Origin of the sequence: Sphingobacterium sp. xlx-96 (assembly GCF_011007365.1) — a bacterium.
GTDB lineage: Bacteria > Bacteroidota > Bacteroidia > Sphingobacteriales > Sphingobacteriaceae > Sphingobacterium > Sphingobacterium luzhongxinii.
In genome coordinates this window covers 130,562-147,300 of sequence record NZ_WFKM01000012.1, presented here as the reverse complement: position 1 = coordinate 147,300, position 16,739 = coordinate 130,562, and the positions used below count along the sequence as shown (strand labels likewise).

The window sequence follows — 16,739 nt, the reverse complement described above, 5'->3', positions numbered from 1 at the left end:
TAGATAGTCATCACATCGTTTTCTGATATTGGCCCAATATACAATACACAGAAAAAAAGTATGTAGATATCAACTATTCAGCCTGATACCTTAAAGATACATAGAATTTTCTATTCGTACAAATTTATTTGCATGCAGTACACAGTGCGGCAGGCCGCAAGTTTATGATACAAGACCATCTCCATAATTCCTTGCAGACGAGGTATTTTGGAGAGCAGGAGGTCTATCTTATCCAGGCACCTATTTCATTCTTTGTTATTCATAGATGTTATTCCAGATAAAGTCTTGATCTAACTATATGCTCAGTCTCTTTGATATAGCGCTCCATTATTAGTTTCGAATTCTTGAGTTCGTATTTGAATACCGCATTTTTACCATTGATATTTAAATGTATAGAATCCTTGGATACAGTATAGCTGCCGTCGCCTTCAGGTGACTTAAAAGCCCCATCGGGCAGAAACTGTACAGTCATGTTTTTGACCGAATCCAGCCTATCTTTGCCTCCGTCATAGGGCGTACGATCCATATTCAGGTAAGTTATCTGTTCGGCCACGAGCTGCCATTTTTTATGTAAAGGGTGCTTTAGGCTGTTGAACGAAAGAAAAACTATACTTGATAGGACGATTAAATAGCTGAATAACCTCATAGTAGCAAATTTAACATTTTAAGTTGTCGATTGCATCCAATAGCGCATTACCTGACAAAAAAATCCCTCGAGTGGGGAGCTTCAGGGATTTTTAACTAACCAATTATTAACCTAAATTATGAATACCTATATAACGTCAAAACACATGCCGATAGTATATCCGTTTCAAATAATACATAGACGTTACGACCGTTTATTTCCTGCTCCCCTTTACAGCCGCGATTGCCCCTTACATCGTTAGCTTTTCTAACGCCGCCTCCCCCTTATACGTAGATGTGCAATTTGATATTGTAAGCTATGTTCCTTATCTTTAGGTACTACTAGTTTTTTTAACATACCATATTATGATTAAACCACTCTTACAGGACCTAAGGTATTCAATGGTTTATAAAGTTATCTTAGGGATATTGAATCTATTAATGCTTGCTATTATTATTTTTTTATGTACCAGGATATATTTTACACCCCTTGCATTTGACGCACCCATCACTATCCTTATCAGCCTACTCGGATTTTCTATCTTCCTTTATTATCGATTGACACAGTACAGTCGTTATGTCCTCCAGTGGCATGCTTCGCTCAGCGATCAGGGGATTTGTATTTTTGATCCAAGACTGGGTAGGCTAGATTATTATTGGGACACAGATTTTATTGGAATAGATTCATTTAATCTGCTTTTGGAAATTGGGCCCTATGGGCCACCCGAGCGAATGAACAGGACATACGGTGATTATAAGATCAGCAAGTGGTTGACAGGGCACAGGCAGATCGTGGATTCAAATGTCGCATTTGTAATTCAAAGGGACTTCAAGCACATCAAATTAGATGAGATAGACCAAACCCGATTAATAGATGAAGGCAAAAATACATATTACCGTTTTCTTAATACCAATAAGTGGAATATGCTTTTCTTCAAATTTTGTTTTTGTTACATCACTACCGCACTTTTGGTGTTTTATGTGCTTACTTTCGATATGTTTTATTTTAATCCTTCAATAGCATTAGCCATCTGTATTATGGTGAGTATACATTTGACCATCAGTTTTCAATATTGGAATTATGTGAGGTACATAAGTAGTTTAGCACTAATGGCGAGTAGCATTATTTCGGTAATAGCCTTTTCTTACATTATGTTTGATAATGTTCATTTTAAGAATGAAATGTTCTTTTTTATTTGGGGAATAATATTTGGCTTTATTTTGACCCTCAGTATATGCGTGTTCGTTTATTTCCATAGGCCGCTTGTGTTTGTTTTAGCGCCCAAGATTAGGTACGGCATTTTATTTAGCTGTTTTATACTCATTAGTTTATTTAGTGGAGCATTTCTAAAAGTCGGCAATATCGCATTTTCGGAACAGCCATACGTATGGGAGAAAGGTACAGCAGATTCCCCCCTTATGATTTTCATCTTCGTGGGAGAAGATCCTGATTACGTAAAATTTGACGACAAGGACTGGGGAAGTCATCATATGGGATTGTTTTTCCTGAATTGGGCAGAAATTGACCAAAGCACCCAACGTGTCGAGATCTTGACCTATAAAGGGCGGTTAGGTATCCCTTGGATGTATAAGAACTATTCCAAAGACGAAAAACATAAAGCGAAAGTTATAGCAGGCTCAGAATAAAACATAATTAGTGTACTGATATTATCCATTCCGCTAGTATGCATGGTCATGATGTTAACGAAGAGGTTACATCGCTAGTTATCTTCTATACATCTATTTCATCAAGTCCTCCTACTTGTAGTGCTCGTAGAATCTATTGCTGAATAGTACTGTAGGGTCATATTTTAGTTTCATACCAAAGAAACTGTCTGCCTGCGGATACGCTTTACGCATCTTTTCTCTGTCGATATGCAACCTATAAGGCAGGTAAAACGTTCCTTCATTTTTCAGGGCTGCATCCACAAGCTCATTAGTCAGCTCTTTCATTGCCTCTTCCTGTTCTTTTGTTTTCTTTTGATTGAACAGGATCACAAATCCATATACATCTTCTTTAGCATAGTTCAGGTAGCTGTCCCTATCCTCACGGACACCACGTATTGTGATATTTAATAGATCAATCGTAGACCGTTTTAAGATCGGTTTGATATCCTGTATAAAATGATTGAAGTGTCTTTCTGGAATAAAGTACTCCTGCAATAGATCTGTAGAAGCAGTATCTTTGTTTTCAATCAGCGATACATGATCATTTAAGAGTTCATTTCGGGTGTAGACAGTATTTTTAGAAATCTTATTCTTGCCCGTTTCCAGATCCCATCGCAGTCTCTTTCCGTATTCACTACCTACACTACCTCTAAATACCAGCCGCTGTGTTTCAGTGCTTTTCGTTTGTTGGAGAGCAGGTATATCCGTCTTTACTTCCTCAAAATAGTTAAGTGTAGCCTCTTCTAGAAAGTGTTTATCCGAGATCCGTAACCTTCCAAATACAAGATTTACATTTGGGTTATCAGACACATATTTCTTATAGGAGCTTACATAGTTGGCAGGAGATAGTCTGATATACTTATAGGTCAGTGCTGCATTGTCGACAACATGGAGCTTAACATCCAGTATTACACCAAACAAACCATATCCACCCAATACCAGCTTGAATAATTCCTGATTTTCGCTTCTGCTACAATTCAACACCTTACCGTCAGCCAGCATTATCGAAAAGGAGTGAACACTTTTCGATATAGGAGGTAGGTCTTTCTGCCAGCCATGTCCATTCACACTGATCGATCCTCCGATGGAGAAAGAGCTAAAAGCCTGCATTATCGCAATAGATTTACCATACCTGTCAAGATACTTCAGGGCATCCTCCCATAAAGCGCCAGAACCTATCGATAAGATGTTCTTCACTGTGTCAAGCTCCATATGCTTATAGGGGAGCATATTCAATAAGATACCATCAGGTGATATCGTGTGGCCTCCCATGCTATGTTTGGCGCCCGAGATCGAAATTTTTAAACCTTTCTCTCTAGCATATTTGAAGATGCCCTTAAGCTGCGCTTCAATTTGGTTTCTATCTGCCGGAATGGCAATAATAGTATCCATCTTTGTGAGATTCAACTGACTGGCATCATTAGTATATCCTCGCGGAATTTCGACTTTGGTTCCAGCTTCCTTCCACCTTGTTCTCAGTAGGTGAAAAGAAGGTATAGACAAGAAAAGTATCAAACAGACTGCCCCAATGAGCCAAAAGTATTTTGTTTTCATTACACTGCAAATTCAATTGTACAATATACCTTATTGTACCGTTTCTTTTATACCAAGACATAGAAAAGTTCTATTTTTCAGTGAATTTGTACCCCGTATAATACAAAAAAATCTCTGAGACGATACCTTTGGACATAAACTTCAGGATTTCGATTTATTGTAAGATGGCGGTTAATAAGATGGATATGCCAGAGATATAACTTCCTGCGTTTACAATAGAAATCTAATTACTTGTTAGCATCGTTTTTTTAGCGCAGTGTAAGAAGTCACTTTATCAGAATACGCCAAACGAAGCCATTTAAAAAGTAGCGATATGCAAATTTCTTTTTATAGACTGTTACACAATACCACTATGAATATTTAGATTAATATTAACATAATGTTAATATTTTATATTACCAATTTACTTTAATATTTGTTTTTTATGTTTGAGAAAATCTTATTCGACGTTCATTTGGATGTTTTGTTTTGGTGTAAATTTTAACTTTTTTTTTGTGCATGCGTTTTATTTACTACTATTACAGGCTTTTCTATGCTCATTTTGAAACCCATGACAATCCTCTTTTTAAAAGCATAGTTGCTATGGGGATGGCATTTGTTCTCATGCTAGGGATTGTTTATTCTATTATTGAATATTTGAATCCCGGCTCCATCAAGTATACTGAATATAGTAGGGGAGAAAAAACCATATATATCCTGTGTTTCTATTTCCTTTGGCATTACTCCTTGAAATACATTTTAATCCACTTTGCCAAAGTGGATCCTAACACAGGAGTATCCAGTTTATATAATTACACCCCATCTATCCGAGCCTCTAACTATAACATCGGGGTACATGCATTTCTAATTGCATTACTTCTTTTTTTGGGTTATTTAAGAGTTCAGTGATCCGGTATTTTGATTAGAAACCTTATGGACATTTTATTAAAACTTCTATTTTGTTTGCAGATAGTTATATTGTTGAGTAGTAAATCTGGTCCAAGAAAGCCCCATGCTGATGAGTATCTCTATTCGGTCATAGATACAGCAGGTCCGGTGGATCGGTATAGAGACAAGGCTATAAGTATGATTGAACCGTACTGTGTTTTCACTGCCAATAAATAGAAACTTTGAAGAATATATGAAAGGAACTATCTATCTGATACTATGTGTTTTTTTAAGTGCCACGAGTATTTTCTTAAGCTATTTATGGATATCAACGACAAAATACAAAGTTAACAACAAAGAATATGTACAGCGTTTTGGTTTGCCCTATGGACTGCAGTTTGCATACCATGATTACATTTATGGTGGGATAACTATATGTGATAAAGATGAGAAAATCATTTTGTCATCAGGAAAAAAAATAGGTATGGAACAGGTCGAGGTAAGGCAGTTGTTGTGCTATACTGTATTACCTCGGGAAAAAGTGCTTTTCAAATTCTTAGATGGGACTAATAAAATTCAATATTGTTCCATCAATAGATTTCATAGGGTGACTTATGAGCAAAATGAAAATTTGGGTAATTGTACGGACTTATTAAGTGTTTTGAGATGGATACGGTTTGAAATCTCGCCGCTAAATACCCGCTATGCCCTGTTTACAGGGATTTTATCTATGATTTTAATGATAAATATTGTTTTGATTATAAGGCTTTTCTCAATGTTGAAGTATAAGCTAACGTTAAGGTCTTAAAAAGTAGATGCTTGTTGAAAAAGGGAAATATTTAGTTGCACAAAAAAAATCCCTGGAGCGGGGAGCTTCAGGGATTTTTAACTAACCAATTATTAACCTAAATTATGAATACTGTTATAACGTCAATTCCTATGCCGATAGTATATCCGATCGTCATAATAACATAAAGGTTACATTCGGATTATATTTTCTTCTATCAATATTCTATACTTGACGATACTTTTTTATCGAGTACCTCTGATGGATATAGCGGTAAAAAAAGCCACCCGCAACATAACAGACAACATCCCAGATATCTGCCGTATGGTGATCCGTAGTTCGCGGCATGATATACTCAAATACGTAAGCGGTTAATACCGAGATCAACAGGATTTGAAATAGGGGATAGCGGTATGGTTTGGAAGTGCCCAGTATGCAAAGACTTACCGATTGCGCTACGTGGATAATCAGCGGTACGAATACAAAATCCGTCAACCAGTTGTTCAGAACCGGAATCGGGTGTCCGGAAACTCTTGTAAAACGGATCAAAAACCAACTGATACAATAGAATTGGAAATAACAGTCGTCCAATAGGTATACTAATGAACGAAAGAAACCGCGATAAGCATAGCTAAGCCGCCACATAATAGTAAGATTAAGAACATGTACCAACCAACCACTTTCTGTTTCTTTTTAAGGGGCGAATCATTTGGATCCGGGGCAAATAAAGTTTCCCGTATTTCGTAAATGTTTCTCGATAACCAACTTCCTGAATTCTTAGCCATAACAACCATTATTTGTGGCAAAATTACAATATTTAAAACAACGTCTCGAAGATTTAACCCCACATTGATCACTCCATGCAGTCCATCTGCATGATCCCATTTGGTTGTTTGAATTTATTCTATTCCTCATTTATATATCCCTTCAATTCCTCTCTAAGTTGATAGTATCGCTCGAGTTCCCGTTGCAGGTCACTTTCTTCGGATACAGCTTTATCTTCAATAGGCAGTGGCGCATCAAATGATCCTTCGATGACTTCTAATGTGATCTTGTCGTCTAGAGATATATGATCAAAGTACCAGCTGACGTGTTCGGATGCATCAGAATCTAAACCTCCTATTGATAGCGTAGGACCTTCGCTTCTGCCTTCTCTGTGTACAAGAGACGTGATAGCCGTCAATACAAAGTTCTCTTTGTCAAAACCAGCTTTACAGATCTGCCTGCCATTGATTTTTACATTAATTCCCAGGTTGTTCATCTTTGATTTATCCATTGATGTAATCTTTGAGTTTTTCCTTTAGGTAATGGAATTCCTCCAGTTTGTATTGTAGTTTTTCTTCTGGCGATGTTGTACTTTTGTGACGTTCGATGGGCGGATCAAAAGAACTGTCGATCAGCTCAATTTCTATGGTATCTCCTAATTTGACATCAGTATTATACCAGCCCAGGTGATCATCTTCATCTGAATCCAAGCCACTCACATTAAAATTATAATATTCACTACCGTCGTTTCTGTGTACAAAAGTTACACATCCGGTTACCACGTAATTCTCTTTGTCAATTCCAGCGTTAGTTACTACTTTGTCGTTGAAGCTGACCTTCAAACCGTATGATTTATTCATGATTATTTAGTCTTTTCATATATAAAATGTTTTTTTAGACTTTACTGTTTCAGCTATTACGCGCAATTGAAAATTACTCACACAGCATTGTGTCAAAGTCTAGCTGCAATTGTGTCGTACCATCTTTATCAACCCGCACCCACTTGAAGCTTTTTAATGCATAGGCATTTCCCTTATCTAAAGTCACCCATTCATCAATTCCCCTGGCTCCGTTTCGGAGATCGTTATGTGTGCCTAGCCCTACAGGTGCGGTGTAGCTTCGGTCCTTAACGAGAAATTTGCAGCCACCTGCGTTTACAGCTTTATCGGCATCTGTTTGTGACAAATATCTCGACTTGGTGTAGTTGGGCAAGGTATTATGCACCATCATTGGAGACATAGACGTTGCACAAGAATTGAGCAGTATTATTACTGCTATGCAGCATATTTTTAAAAAATTCATAGCTTTTATATTTTTCTCCTGCACAGAAATATAGTAGATGGATATCAACTATTTGATGTGCCATCATTAAAGATAGCTATTACATTCTATTGCTACAAATGGATTTGAAAGATAAAAGTATCTCGACAGGATGCCCATTTAATTTTTTAACTCTGTTGGAAGCTATGCTCTACAAAAAGGCAGACAATAAAAAATACCTGGAGCGGGGAGCTTCAGGTATTTTTAACTAACCAATTATTAACCTAAATTATGAATACTGATATAACGACAATTCCTATGCCGATAGTATGTCCGATCGTCATAATAACATAAAGGTTACATTCGGATTATATTTTCTTGTATTAATAGAGGAGGAGCTAGATTAATTCCTATGTATCTTTAATATACTGCGCCTATTTCAATTTTTTGATAGCCTCACTCTGTAACTACCACCAATTGTTCTATAGTGGCATCGTCTCGCATATTTAACTTCGTTGAGGACTTCGTCGTTCCTTTCAGATCGGGGTTCGCTTCCCGCCATTCCTTGGCCGTAACGCCAAAAAGAGCCACGTTGAGCAGGTCTGCTTCTGTAGCATATACCAGACCTACCTGTTGTTTGGTGATCTGCTGTGGAATTAGATTTTCTCTAATAGCATCGGTGTGTATTTGATAGTTTACTTTAGCCAACGTACGTTGCAGACTCCAGTCTAATTTAAGACGGTCATTTTCTTCATCTTTGAGACGTTGATATTCTTTGACTAGCAGCAGCTGAAATTTCGGGCTGATCCACATTCCAAAATGAAATGCAATGTCTTTATGTGCATAAGTTCCGCCATATCTTCCTGGCTTGGCTGTAATTCCAATTGCATTGGTTGCCTCAATCCAATTTTTCACAGACAAAACGAAATTATTACTTCCTGCGGAATTTTTAATTGTACCGAATTCGGTATAATTAAAATTGGGATTGTATAAGGCTTCCCATTCGCCAGTATATTCAATAGTGCTTTTGAGTGTGAGCCATTTTATGATAATGGCTTCCTGCATTTGGCTCTTAGCCATATCAGTAAGTGAAATAAAATCATCTTGCTTTTGCGAGATGATACTTATTTCTTTACCTCCGATTTCTATTTTCTTATTCTTACTCATAATTTATCCCCGAATTTATAAATTGGTATGGTGTTTATTCACCATAATTACGTTGTCAATTAGCTAATCGAAAAGGTCTTATCGATTTACATCCACAGCCAGATCCATATCACGCAGGTATACTTCCCTCATATAGCCATCCCATTCCGGCTCATCCCGCATGATAACTCCGTATACACACATTCTAGCTTCTTCTTCTGTAAGTGGGGGATAGCCTTCGGCTATAGCGTCTTCATCCAAGAATAAGCCGTTGCGGTCATTCCATGCCAGCCATTCGATTAGTTCGGTTCGGGACATGCTATTGACTTGTTCTAGTAACTTTTCGTCAGTCAGCTCTGATAACTGATACCGCCAATCCGAGTCCCGTTGTATTAAAGATTCGTTCATAACTTTAAGATTTACAAAACGAATATACTAAAAATATTAGTTTTGTGAAAATCTTACGGATACAATCTTTGGTATCCAGAATAGACGGTTGGATTTGATACGCTCGCGGTTGGTCTTCCAGTCGAAGCCATGCCAGAACTCCCCATCCACAAATATTGCCAGTTTATACTTTTTGATCACGATATCGGGACGGCCAGGGAGCGATTTGTCATGCAGGCGGAAGCGGATATTTTTAGACCATAGCGCTTTTCGGAGGAGCATCTCAGGTTTAGAGTTCTTGCCCTTGATACTAGACATGATCTTGCTACGCTGCTTTGAGGTATAGAAGCCAGCGGATTCCTCAAATCGAGGAACTGCTATCCGATCATCATCCTCTTTATCGTAATCAGTCATATCACAAAGTTATCAATGTTAACTATACAAAATATCATATAAAGCCCAATTAAGTTAGGCGTAGCAGTTATTTAAAACTTTAACAATTAATTTCAACCAAAAGTTGTACTTTGCTGCTCAAATTTATATTCAAAATAAGATGACGACTCTGTTTATTATTCTCATAATACTAGCAAGCGTAATACTTACATTCTTCGTTCTAATTCAAAATCCTAAAGGTGGTGGTTTGTCATCCGGATTTGCAGGAGGAGGAAGCTCTTTGCGCATTGTTCAAAAAAGCATATGGTGAGGATTAAGTAAAATATTATCAAAAATTAAAAGAAATGAAAAGAATCCGTGGCATACTATTATTGGCCGTAATTTTAGTAAGTAGCTGCAAGACTAAAAGCCATCTTGTAAACCTTGAGTATGAATACGACAATGGGGGAAATAGAGATACTGTAAATTTGCAGGTCGAAATGGGGAAAAAGAAAAAAAATAGAGAAAGAGACGTTAAGGTAGTACAAATATCCCCTGATTTGTATAGTATACAATATGGCATAGCAGCTAAGATTTACGGCGGCATTTATTTTACACATCCTATTACGCTACTTTCCGTATCAGAAACTGGTACATTTATCATAAAGCGGAATACAAAGTATAAAATGGGTAGTCAAAATTAACTCTTTCGTAGTCGAAATATCGTTTCCATAAGCTCCACCAAACTAACAGCAAAGCCCGTTATCTTAAAGAATTTATTGCTTTTCAACTGATCCGATCCGTGAAGTAACAGCTAATGGATCTTGCAGAAAGATATCCTACGCGAGGATTTCAGACCTATTACGGCAAAATACGCCTAGAAGGCATTGTGTGGAACCGAAAAAGGGTGCTCCGAGTTTATCGAAATATCAATCTTAAGCTTAGAACCAAACGCAAACGTCGCATTCCTTCTAGGATTAAAGAGAAACCCAAGTCCCTGGTTCAATTAATGATACTTGGTCAATTGAGTTAGCTTCGCTGCTACTTCGTGGTTATGAGTGATTCGCTTGCGAATGGCCGAAGGTTTAGAGTGCTCAATGTCATGGATGATTATAATCGCGAATCATTGATAAATGAAGCGTTCTACTCCATCCCTGGCGTTAGACTAGTGCAACAATTAAAGGAATTGATTACATCTAGATCTAAACCCAAGCGTATAAGAACGGACAATGGCCCGGAATTTCTATCTAAAGTCTTTACAAATTTCTGTGCAGAAAATGGGATTGAACTGCAATATATACAACCGGGAAAACCAGCTCAAAATGCTTACATCGAGCGGTTAAATCGTACGTTCAGAGAAGATGTACTCGATGCATATCTATTTGGTTCTATAACAGAAGTTAATGCCATTGCTTATGAGTGGCAGATCGAATACAACAGTAATCATCCGCATAAGGCCCTAAATGGGCTGAGTCCGTGGTTATACGCTAAAGAAGCTTTGGTATCTTGAAGCGTATTTTTATATTTATTCAATGTTTGAAAACGGGGAAGGCTTCATACCCACTGGCGCTTTTTTAATGTTAGAAGATAAGACTGCCAAAAGAAATTTATCCAGAATCTTTATGTATAAAAATAAAAAGCTCATTTGGTATTAATGAAAAAAGCTTTGACTAACACATTAAAGAGAAGATAGAATCACTTTTTAAACGATAAAAAGTCATAAATAAGTTATTTTATCAAATGCAAGCTTTCCTTGTTTTACTTGAGCTAGCTCCTTAGCACTATAACCAATAGTATGGAGAACATAGTTTGTACTGGCCAACTGTCTTTCTACTTCGCTTTCCCCAAATGCTTCATAATTCTTTTCTGCCATAACTCGTTTTTTAAATTCATTTTCAATGTTTTCAATGTTCTTCTTCGGGAAAACAGAAAAAAGGTTCATAATACGCGTTCCGAAATATACTTCTGCTGGTCTAAGATTTTTAGAATCAAAATACAGGATTACAAAAATAACCTGTTTAGGATCTAGTTTTTCATCATCTATATTTTTTGGAATATTCGCTATCAAAATAGATGCAACCATCTCTTTATACGTTGTTTTTAGGATATTCGGATCATAACTATAATCTTTATCATTCTCTAAAAGTTTATTTGAACGTTTACCAATGGTTTTAAAATCCTGTCTTTGTTGCTTTCTAAGTGCCTCCAACTCTTTATCCTCCGATTTCTTATTTTTTGCATTTAGGGGGTTGTAAAAATATTTATAATCAGCACATGAAGTACATAGGATAATAAGTAAGAGAAGTTGAACAATTTTCATTATTGATAACAATTAGTGTTTTCTAAAAAGTGCTGTAGGTAAAGTTCCCTGTTTTGGTAAAGTTCCCTGTTTTGGTAAAGTTCCCTGTTTTGGTAAAGTTCCCTGTTTTTCAAACAACTTAAAATTAATAAATTAGTTTGTTAAACATTATGAAGAAGAGCAAATTTTCGGAACATCAGATTGTTAATATTCTCAAAGAATATGAGTCGGGGTAAAGCTACAAAGGATATTTGTAGAGAACATGGTATTTCAGCGCCTACTTTCTATCAATGGAAGCAGAAATATGGCGGTATGGACGCACAGCATCTTAAGGAGTTAAAGGCCCTTCAAGAAGAAAACGCTCGTCTAAAACGGATGTTTGCCGATTTGAGTTTGGATCACCGCATTTTAAAAGATATAATTGAAAACCGACTGTAAGGAGCTCATGAATACCTAAAATATAAATATTAATGAATAAAAAGCGCTAAAGCTCTGTGAACGTAAAGAGCTGGTTAATGGAGTGATAGAATAGCATGAAATCAGTATTCATAGAGCCTGTAAAATTGTCTGCATGAGTCGCAGTATGTACTACTATGCGTATAAAAAGGATGATAACGCTATTATTTCAAAGCTAATGGATCTTGCAGAAAGATATCCTACGCGAGGATTTCAGACCTATTACGGCAAAATACGCCTAGAAGGCATTGTGTGGAACCGAAAAAGGGTGCTCCGAGTTTATCGAAATATCAATCTTAAGCTTAGAACCAAACGCAAACGTCGCATTCCTTCTAGGATTAAAGAGAAACCCAAGTCCCTGGTTCAATTAATGATACTTGGTCAATTGAGTTAGCTTCGCTGCTACTTCGTGGTTATGAGTGATTCGCTTGCGAATGGCCGAAGGTTTAGAGTGCTCAATGTCATGGATGATTATAATCGCGAATCATTGATAAATGAAGCGTTCTACTCCATCCCTGGCGTTAGACTAGTGCAACAATTAAAGGAATTGATTACATCTAGATCTAAACCCAAGCGTATAAGAACGGACAATGGCCCGGAATTTCTATCTAAAGTCTTTACAAATTTCTGTGCAGAAAATGGGATTGAACTGCAATATATACAACCGGGAAAACCAGCTCAAAATGCTTACATCGAGCGGTTAAATCGTACGTTCAGAGAAGATGTACTCGATGCATATCTATTTGGTTCTATAACAGAAGTTAATGCCATTGCTTATGAGTGGCAGATCGAATACAACAGTAATCATCCGCATAAGGCCCTAAATGGGCTGAGTCCGTGGTTATACGCTAAAGAAGCTTTGGTATCTTGAAGCGTATTTTTATATTTATTCAATGTTTGAAAACGGGGAAGGCTTCATACCCACTGGCGCTTTTTTAATGTTAGAAGATAAGACTGCCAAAAGAAATTTATCCAGAATCTTTATGTATAAAAATAAAAAGCTCATTTGGTATTAATGAAAAAAGCTTTGACTAACACATTAAAGAGAAGATAGAATCACTTTTTAAACGATAAAAAGTCATAAATAAGTTATTTTATCAAATGCAAGCTTTCCTTGTTTTACTTGAGCTAGTTCCTTAGCTCTAAAAGCAGCAATATGTTGGACATAGTTTGTACTGGCCAACTGTCTTTCGACTTCGCTTTCCCCAAATGCTTCATAATTCTTTTCTGCTATAACTCTTTTTTTTAGTTCATTTTCAATGTTTTCAATGTTCTTCTTCGGGAAAACAGAAAAAAGGTTCATAATATGTGTTCCGAAATATACTTCTACCGGTCTAAGATTTTTAGAACTAAAATACAAGCGAACAAAAATAGTCTGTTTAGGATCTAGTTTTTCATCATCTATATTTTCAGGAATATTCGCTATCAAAATAGATGCAACCATCTCTTTATACGTTGTTTTTAGGATATTCGGATCATAGTCTTTATAACCTTCATTATTCTCTAAAAGTTTATTTGAACGTTTACCAATGATTTTAAAATCCTGTCTTTGTTGCTTTCTAAGCGCCTCCAACACTTTATCCTCCGATTTCTTATTTTTTGCACTCAGTGGGTCATAAAAAACTCTATAATCAGCACATGAAGTACATAGGATAATAAGTAAGAGAAGTTGAACAATTTTCATTATTGATAACAATTAGTGTTTTCTAAAAAGTGCTGTATAGTTGTTGCTGGTAGGTATTATATTCTTAAATATAGATCTTCCGTGTATATTATCCGGTAATAAAAAGTTTGATTTCATGAGTCTAATATCCATAATATATTGCATATTATTACCTGTTCACTTCTACGGTTTCCATTAGCTTCCTTAACTATATTGTCTTTCTACATCAGCTCATAAATTATATTTCATTTATTTTCAAAAATTACGCAACAAAAAACGATTTCCGTGTATAATATCTTTAAATAGATATTAAATAATAATGAAACAACTACTTTACATTCATGGACTGGGATCAGGCAGAGACTCCCGCAAGTACAAGCTTATTGAACAATCATTTCGCAGCACACACCATTGCACCTGTGCCGAGTGGAACAACGATACCGATATCAAACTCTTTCTCTTTAACCTTTTCAAGCGTTATCTCGGGAGCAAAGAGCTGGTGATTATAGGAGATTCTACAGGCGGCAACTATGCCTGTCAGTTGCGTGACCTCTTGATCAGCAATTCGGTGAGCGTAAGACTTGTCTTGCTCAATCCCTTGTTGAATATAGCCAATCGTATCGCCGACCACCCATTCCCCGATACGTTGCGGGATAGCTTGGCGGCCATAGATCAGGTAGATCACTGCTTCCTATTACAGAGCTTATACGATGAGGTCATCGATCAGACCAAGGTCAGGCTGGGAGAGCGTGTCGTGCAGCTCAAGGTCGATGATAGCCATCGACTCTTCAGCATTGGCGACTATGTACCTACTATAAAAGCCTATATTCACGATAACGAGGTGTTTGTATAGCCATATCGGCCACCTCGTTATTTTCTTTAACAATTACTAATCTCATGCTCCCTTTGGGGAGCTCAATTACATTTTAAATGCGTATTATTTTAATCGTGATCACCATCTTTATAAGCGTGATCGGACAATACAGTTTTGCCCAAGATCTTAGTCTTGGCAATATTTACAATTATGTGAATAGCCGGGAGCAGTTGTCCAAAGAGCAAAAGACATTGCGAAAGGAACTTCGCGCCGAGGCAAAACAGAATACAGCTTCGCTTCAAGACAATCTAACCCAACTCAGAGATAAAGGGTATTTCAAATATATCCATAACAATGTACAGAATGACAATGCAAAATATCTACTGGCTATAGATAGGAGGCTATTGGTATTGCAAGCTTCACTAGACTCTACCTTACTTACTCTGCAAAATTCCTCCTGGATCGACAGTTTGGATGTGCCCGTGCCACATCTGACATATTACGGGGACAAGGGGAGTAGCAGTCAGTACTACTCGAGCATGGATATACTCCGTCATTTCAGAAAGCGGTATACCTCCTTGGTTCAAAAGTATCCTCGCGATTTTGAACCTTTGTCTATCCAAACAAACGAGAAGTTTGCTTATACGATTCTCGATTTTTGGAAACCTACCGATGGGGATAACTTGAAAAAGCTAGAGCGGGCACTATTAGCAAGAGAAGAGGACTATAAAAAAAGCCAAATAGTTATTGCAGAGCATAGAGCCAAGGAAGCCGAGCGATTGAAAAAGGAAGCCGAAGCAAGAGCCCAGATCGCAGAAGAGCAACGCCTGGCCGAGGAGAAGCAGCTCAACTTTGAGAAAAAGAGAGAAGCACAGATTGCGCAATTACCCTCAACCTCCGCGATCAAAGCAAAGTTTCGAAGCTACAAACATAAGACTGGGCATACTTTTGAGCTTTTTCCCGTAGGATTTACGCCAAAGCCCAATAAATCAACCTATGACAAGGTCCGGATGTTCGGTAAGGTATACACGGCCAGATATAGAGAGTATGACGCTAATGGGATTAATTCCCTAATCATAGAGTTTTACGACTCCGGTCATATCCTCAGTGTTACCGTATATAAGGGCGGAGGTTCCATCTATAGCGCCGAATACAGAGACGGTGCCAACAGGCCATATGACGTATATACGAAGACTGCAGACGGCAAATACCACATCACGTTCAAGAGAATCTACGACATGTATCTGGATAAGACTACAGAAACATATCGATACTATGCCGCAGAAGCCGATTATTATTATCCATAATGACTATTAGCTATGAAATATATCACAGATAATGGCAGACTATTTCCCAGATCTACCTCCACAACTTTCTCGTTTCCAAGTACAGCTCGATCTGGTTGAGCACCATCGGGAGCTTCTTCAGTACATCCTGTGACCAGAATCGGAATACCGTATAGTCCATATGCCGTAAGGCACGGTTTACCCGTTCATCCTTCTGCATATTGCGTTCGATCTTAGGTATCCAGAATAGACGGTTGGATTTGATACGCTCGCGGTTGGTCTTCCAATCGAAGCCATGCCAGAACTCTCCATCCACGAATATTGCCAGTTTGTATTTTTTGATTACGATATCGGGACGACCGGGCAGGGACTTGTCATGCAGGCGGAATCGGATATTTTTAGACCATAGCGCTTTTCGGAGGATCATCTCCGGCTTGGAGTTCTTGCCTTTTATACGAGACATATTATAGCTGCGCTGCTTAGAGGTATAGAAGCCAGCGGATTCCTCAAATCGGGGAACTGCTATCCGGTCGTCATCATCGTAGTTTTGCATTACTCAAAGTTAAGGCTTTTTACAGGTCAACTTAAAAAACCTTTTTCAAAGTTGATTACCTACTAACATTATTACTAATAATATTAGTTTTTATTCCCTTTATTTTATATAATTGTATTCACATGGTTTATTTTCTATAGTTTCTTTCAGTCGCCTTCAGGATTAAACTATAATGTTAGTAAGTTATATTTCTAATTTTTAATTCTTTAAGAGGCTAGTCTTAGAACAGCTCTTGTTT

At 37.4% G+C, this 16,739-nt stretch carries 22 protein-coding genes and 1 pseudogene; 11 read left to right on the top strand and 12 right to left on the bottom strand.

The window, feature by feature from the left end; translation table 11 throughout:
• Positions 1–268: 268 nt before the first annotated feature.
• Positions 269–646 (bottom strand): hypothetical protein, encoded by a 378-nt coding sequence (locus G7B20_RS15825; RefSeq protein ID WP_164112390.1) that lies wholly within the window; start codon positions 644–646, stop codon positions 269–271.
• 344 nt (positions 647–990) lie between these two features.
• Here G7B20_RS15825 and G7B20_RS15820 point away from each other — a divergent pair, with 344 nt between their 5' ends.
• Positions 991–2,271, top strand: a complete 1,281-nt coding sequence (locus G7B20_RS15820) for a hypothetical protein (RefSeq protein ID WP_164112389.1) — start codon at positions 991–993, stop codon at positions 2,269–2,271.
• Between the two features lie 111 nt (positions 2,272–2,382).
• Here G7B20_RS15820 and G7B20_RS15815 read toward each other — a convergent pair whose 3' ends face one another.
• Complete coding sequence (locus G7B20_RS15815; RefSeq protein ID WP_164112388.1) at positions 2,383–3,846, bottom strand: FAD-binding oxidoreductase; 1,464 nt, start codon at positions 3,844–3,846, stop codon at positions 2,383–2,385.
• Between the two features lie 942 nt (positions 3,847–4,788).
• Here G7B20_RS15815 and G7B20_RS15810 point away from each other — a divergent pair.
• A complete protein-coding gene (locus G7B20_RS15810) occupies positions 4,789–4,950 on the top strand; it encodes a hypothetical protein (protein WP_164112387.1) in 162 nt (53 codons plus the stop codon).
• A 16-nt stretch (positions 4,951–4,966) separates the two neighbouring features.
• Positions 4,967–5,521, top strand: a complete 555-nt coding sequence (locus G7B20_RS15805) for a hypothetical protein (RefSeq protein ID WP_164112386.1) — start codon at positions 4,967–4,969, stop codon at positions 5,519–5,521.
• A gap of 204 nt (positions 5,522–5,725) precedes the next feature.
• On the opposite strand, the gene G7B20_RS15800 is transcribed toward G7B20_RS15805, so the two are convergent.
• The 7 genes from G7B20_RS15800 to G7B20_RS15770 all read right to left on the bottom strand — a co-directional run bounded on the left by G7B20_RS15800 (position 5,726) and on the right by G7B20_RS15770 (position 9,472).
• Positions 5,726–6,145 (bottom strand): hypothetical protein, encoded by a 420-nt coding sequence (locus tag G7B20_RS15800; RefSeq protein ID WP_164112385.1) that lies wholly within the window; start codon positions 6,143–6,145, stop codon positions 5,726–5,728.
• Between the two features lie 259 nt (positions 6,146–6,404).
• The gene (locus tag G7B20_RS15795) at positions 6,405–6,776 is read right to left on the bottom strand and encodes a hypothetical protein (protein ID WP_164112384.1); all 372 of its coding nucleotides are present in this window, start codon (positions 6,774–6,776) and stop codon (positions 6,405–6,407) included.
• Entirely contained in the window at positions 6,769–7,125 is a 357-nt protein-coding gene (locus G7B20_RS15790; protein WP_164112383.1) for a hypothetical protein, read from the bottom strand. Before G7B20_RS15790 ends, G7B20_RS15795 begins: the two co-directional genes overlap by 8 nt.
• 73 nt (positions 7,126–7,198) lie before the next feature.
• Positions 7,199–7,567 (bottom strand): hypothetical protein, encoded by a 369-nt coding sequence (locus G7B20_RS15785; protein WP_164112382.1) that lies wholly within the window; start codon positions 7,565–7,567, stop codon positions 7,199–7,201.
• Positions 7,568–7,981: 414 nt separating this feature from the next.
• Positions 7,982–8,692 carry a KilA-N domain-containing protein gene (locus tag G7B20_RS15780; protein WP_164112381.1) on the bottom strand — a complete coding sequence of 237 codons (711 nt, stop codon included), beginning with the start codon at positions 8,690–8,692 and terminating at the stop codon, positions 7,982–7,984.
• A 78-nt stretch (positions 8,693–8,770) separates the two neighbouring features.
• Positions 8,771–9,079: a hypothetical protein gene (locus tag G7B20_RS15775; RefSeq protein ID WP_164112380.1), complete on the bottom strand. Its 309-nt coding sequence runs from the start codon at positions 9,077–9,079 to the stop codon at positions 8,771–8,773.
• Between the two features lie 36 nt (positions 9,080–9,115).
• Positions 9,116–9,472 (bottom strand): very short patch repair endonuclease, encoded by a 357-nt coding sequence (locus tag G7B20_RS15770; RefSeq protein WP_164112379.1) that lies wholly within the window; start codon positions 9,470–9,472, stop codon positions 9,116–9,118.
• 139 nt (positions 9,473–9,611) lie between these two features.
• Here G7B20_RS15770 and secG point away from each other — a divergent pair, with 139 nt between their 5' ends.
• The 3 genes from secG to G7B20_RS15755 all read left to right on the top strand — a co-directional run bounded on the left by secG (position 9,612) and on the right by G7B20_RS15755 (position 10,940).
• Positions 9,612–9,761, top strand: coding sequence for a preprotein translocase subunit SecG (secG, locus tag G7B20_RS15765; RefSeq protein ID WP_164112378.1), 150 nt, complete (start codon positions 9,612–9,614; stop codon positions 9,759–9,761).
• Positions 9,762–9,795: 34 nt separating this feature from the next.
• Positions 9,796–10,134, top strand: a complete 339-nt coding sequence (locus G7B20_RS15760) for a hypothetical protein (RefSeq protein WP_164112377.1) — start codon at positions 9,796–9,798, stop codon at positions 10,132–10,134.
• Between the two features lie 350 nt (positions 10,135–10,484).
• On the top strand, positions 10,485–10,940 hold the full coding sequence (locus G7B20_RS15755) for an integrase core domain-containing protein (RefSeq protein WP_164112373.1): 456 nt from the start codon (positions 10,485–10,487) through the stop codon (positions 10,938–10,940).
• A 207-nt stretch (positions 10,941–11,147) separates the two neighbouring features.
• Here G7B20_RS15755 and G7B20_RS15750 read toward each other — a convergent pair whose 3' ends face one another.
• Positions 11,148–11,750: a hypothetical protein gene (locus tag G7B20_RS15750; protein ID WP_164112376.1), complete on the bottom strand. Its 603-nt coding sequence runs from the start codon at positions 11,748–11,750 to the stop codon at positions 11,148–11,150.
• A gap of 149 nt (positions 11,751–11,899) precedes the next feature.
• On the opposite strand from G7B20_RS15750, the pseudogene G7B20_RS15745 reads away from it, so the two are divergent.
• The 3 genes and pseudogenes from G7B20_RS15745 to G7B20_RS15735 form a co-directional block, all read left to right on the top strand.
• Positions 11,900–12,161 (top strand): annotated as a pseudogene (locus G7B20_RS15745) (transposase); the annotation flags it as partial.
• Positions 12,162–12,300: 139 nt separating this feature from the next.
• Positions 12,301–12,579: a hypothetical protein gene (locus tag G7B20_RS15740; protein WP_164112374.1), complete on the top strand. Its 279-nt coding sequence runs from the start codon at positions 12,301–12,303 to the stop codon at positions 12,577–12,579.
• A gap of 21 nt (positions 12,580–12,600) precedes the next feature.
• Positions 12,601–13,056, top strand: coding sequence for an integrase core domain-containing protein (locus G7B20_RS15735; protein ID WP_164112373.1), 456 nt, complete (start codon positions 12,601–12,603; stop codon positions 13,054–13,056).
• A 207-nt stretch (positions 13,057–13,263) separates the two neighbouring features.
• On the opposite strand, the gene G7B20_RS15730 is transcribed toward G7B20_RS15735, so the two are convergent.
• A complete protein-coding gene (locus G7B20_RS15730) occupies positions 13,264–13,869 on the bottom strand; it encodes a hypothetical protein (RefSeq protein WP_164112372.1) in 606 nt (201 codons plus the stop codon).
• Between the two features lie 298 nt (positions 13,870–14,167).
• Here G7B20_RS15730 and G7B20_RS15725 point away from each other — a divergent pair, with 298 nt between their 5' ends.
• Both G7B20_RS15725 and G7B20_RS15720 read left to right on the top strand, forming a co-directional pair.
• Entirely contained in the window at positions 14,168–14,701 is a 534-nt protein-coding gene (locus tag G7B20_RS15725) for a YqiA/YcfP family alpha/beta fold hydrolase (protein WP_164112371.1), read from the top strand.
• A gap of 77 nt (positions 14,702–14,778) precedes the next feature.
• On the top strand, positions 14,779–15,969 hold the full coding sequence (locus G7B20_RS15720; protein WP_164112370.1) for a hypothetical protein: 1,191 nt from the start codon (positions 14,779–14,781) through the stop codon (positions 15,967–15,969).
• Positions 15,970–16,021: 52 nt separating this feature from the next.
• Here the strand turns inward: G7B20_RS15720 and G7B20_RS15715 are convergent, their stop codons facing one another.
• Positions 16,022–16,501: a very short patch repair endonuclease gene (locus G7B20_RS15715; protein WP_164112369.1), complete on the bottom strand. Its 480-nt coding sequence runs from the start codon at positions 16,499–16,501 to the stop codon at positions 16,022–16,024.
• Positions 16,502–16,739 lie beyond the last annotated feature (238 nt).

What these genes read in the sequence shown, in the direction of transcription:
- G7B20_RS15825 (WP_164112390.1), bottom strand. Translation starts at nt 646, where the DNA reads ATGAGGTTATTCAGCTATTTAATCGTCCTATCAAGTATAGTTTTTCTT.
- G7B20_RS15820 (WP_164112389.1), top strand. Translation starts at nt 991, where the DNA reads ATGATTAAACCACTCTTACAGGACCTAAGGTATTCAATGGTTTATAAA.
- G7B20_RS15815 (WP_164112388.1), bottom strand. Translation starts at nt 3,846, where the DNA reads ATGAAAACAAAATACTTTTGGCTCATTGGGGCAGTCTGTTTGATACTT.
- G7B20_RS15805 (WP_164112386.1), top strand. Translation starts at nt 4,967, where the DNA reads ATGAAAGGAACTATCTATCTGATACTATGTGTTTTTTTAAGTGCCACG.
- G7B20_RS15800 (WP_164112385.1), bottom strand. Translation starts at nt 6,145, where the DNA reads ATGTGGCGGCTTAGCTATGCTTATCGCGGTTTCTTTCGTTCATTAGTA.
- G7B20_RS15795 (WP_164112384.1), bottom strand. Translation starts at nt 6,776, where the DNA reads ATGGATAAATCAAAGATGAACAACCTGGGAATTAATGTAAAAATCAAT.
- G7B20_RS15790 (WP_164112383.1), bottom strand. Translation starts at nt 7,125, where the DNA reads ATGAATAAATCATACGGTTTGAAGGTCAGCTTCAACGACAAAGTAGTA.
- G7B20_RS15785 (WP_164112382.1), bottom strand. Translation starts at nt 7,567, where the DNA reads ATGAATTTTTTAAAAATATGCTGCATAGCAGTAATAATACTGCTCAAT.
- G7B20_RS15780 (WP_164112381.1), bottom strand. Translation starts at nt 8,692, where the DNA reads ATGAGTAAGAATAAGAAAATAGAAATCGGAGGTAAAGAAATAAGTATC.
- G7B20_RS15775 (WP_164112380.1), bottom strand. Translation starts at nt 9,079, where the DNA reads ATGAACGAATCTTTAATACAACGGGACTCGGATTGGCGGTATCAGTTA.
- G7B20_RS15770 (WP_164112379.1), bottom strand. Translation starts at nt 9,472, where the DNA reads ATGACTGATTACGATAAAGAGGATGATGATCGGATAGCAGTTCCTCGA.
- secG (WP_164112378.1), top strand. Translation starts at nt 9,612, where the DNA reads ATGACGACTCTGTTTATTATTCTCATAATACTAGCAAGCGTAATACTT.
- G7B20_RS15760 (WP_164112377.1), top strand. Translation starts at nt 9,796, where the DNA reads ATGAAAAGAATCCGTGGCATACTATTATTGGCCGTAATTTTAGTAAGT.
- G7B20_RS15755 (WP_164112373.1), top strand. Translation starts at nt 10,485, where the DNA reads ATGAGTGATTCGCTTGCGAATGGCCGAAGGTTTAGAGTGCTCAATGTC.
- G7B20_RS15750 (WP_164112376.1), bottom strand. Translation starts at nt 11,750, where the DNA reads ATGAAAATTGTTCAACTTCTCTTACTTATTATCCTATGTACTTCATGT.
- G7B20_RS15740 (WP_164112374.1), top strand. Translation starts at nt 12,301, where the DNA reads ATGAGTCGCAGTATGTACTACTATGCGTATAAAAAGGATGATAACGCT.
- G7B20_RS15735 (WP_164112373.1), top strand. Translation starts at nt 12,601, where the DNA reads ATGAGTGATTCGCTTGCGAATGGCCGAAGGTTTAGAGTGCTCAATGTC.
- G7B20_RS15730 (WP_164112372.1), bottom strand. Translation starts at nt 13,869, where the DNA reads ATGAAAATTGTTCAACTTCTCTTACTTATTATCCTATGTACTTCATGT.
- G7B20_RS15725 (WP_164112371.1), top strand. Translation starts at nt 14,168, where the DNA reads ATGAAACAACTACTTTACATTCATGGACTGGGATCAGGCAGAGACTCC.
- G7B20_RS15720 (WP_164112370.1), top strand. Translation starts at nt 14,779, where the DNA reads ATGCGTATTATTTTAATCGTGATCACCATCTTTATAAGCGTGATCGGA.
- G7B20_RS15715 (WP_164112369.1), bottom strand. Translation starts at nt 16,501, where the DNA reads ATGCAAAACTACGATGATGACGACCGGATAGCAGTTCCCCGATTTGAG.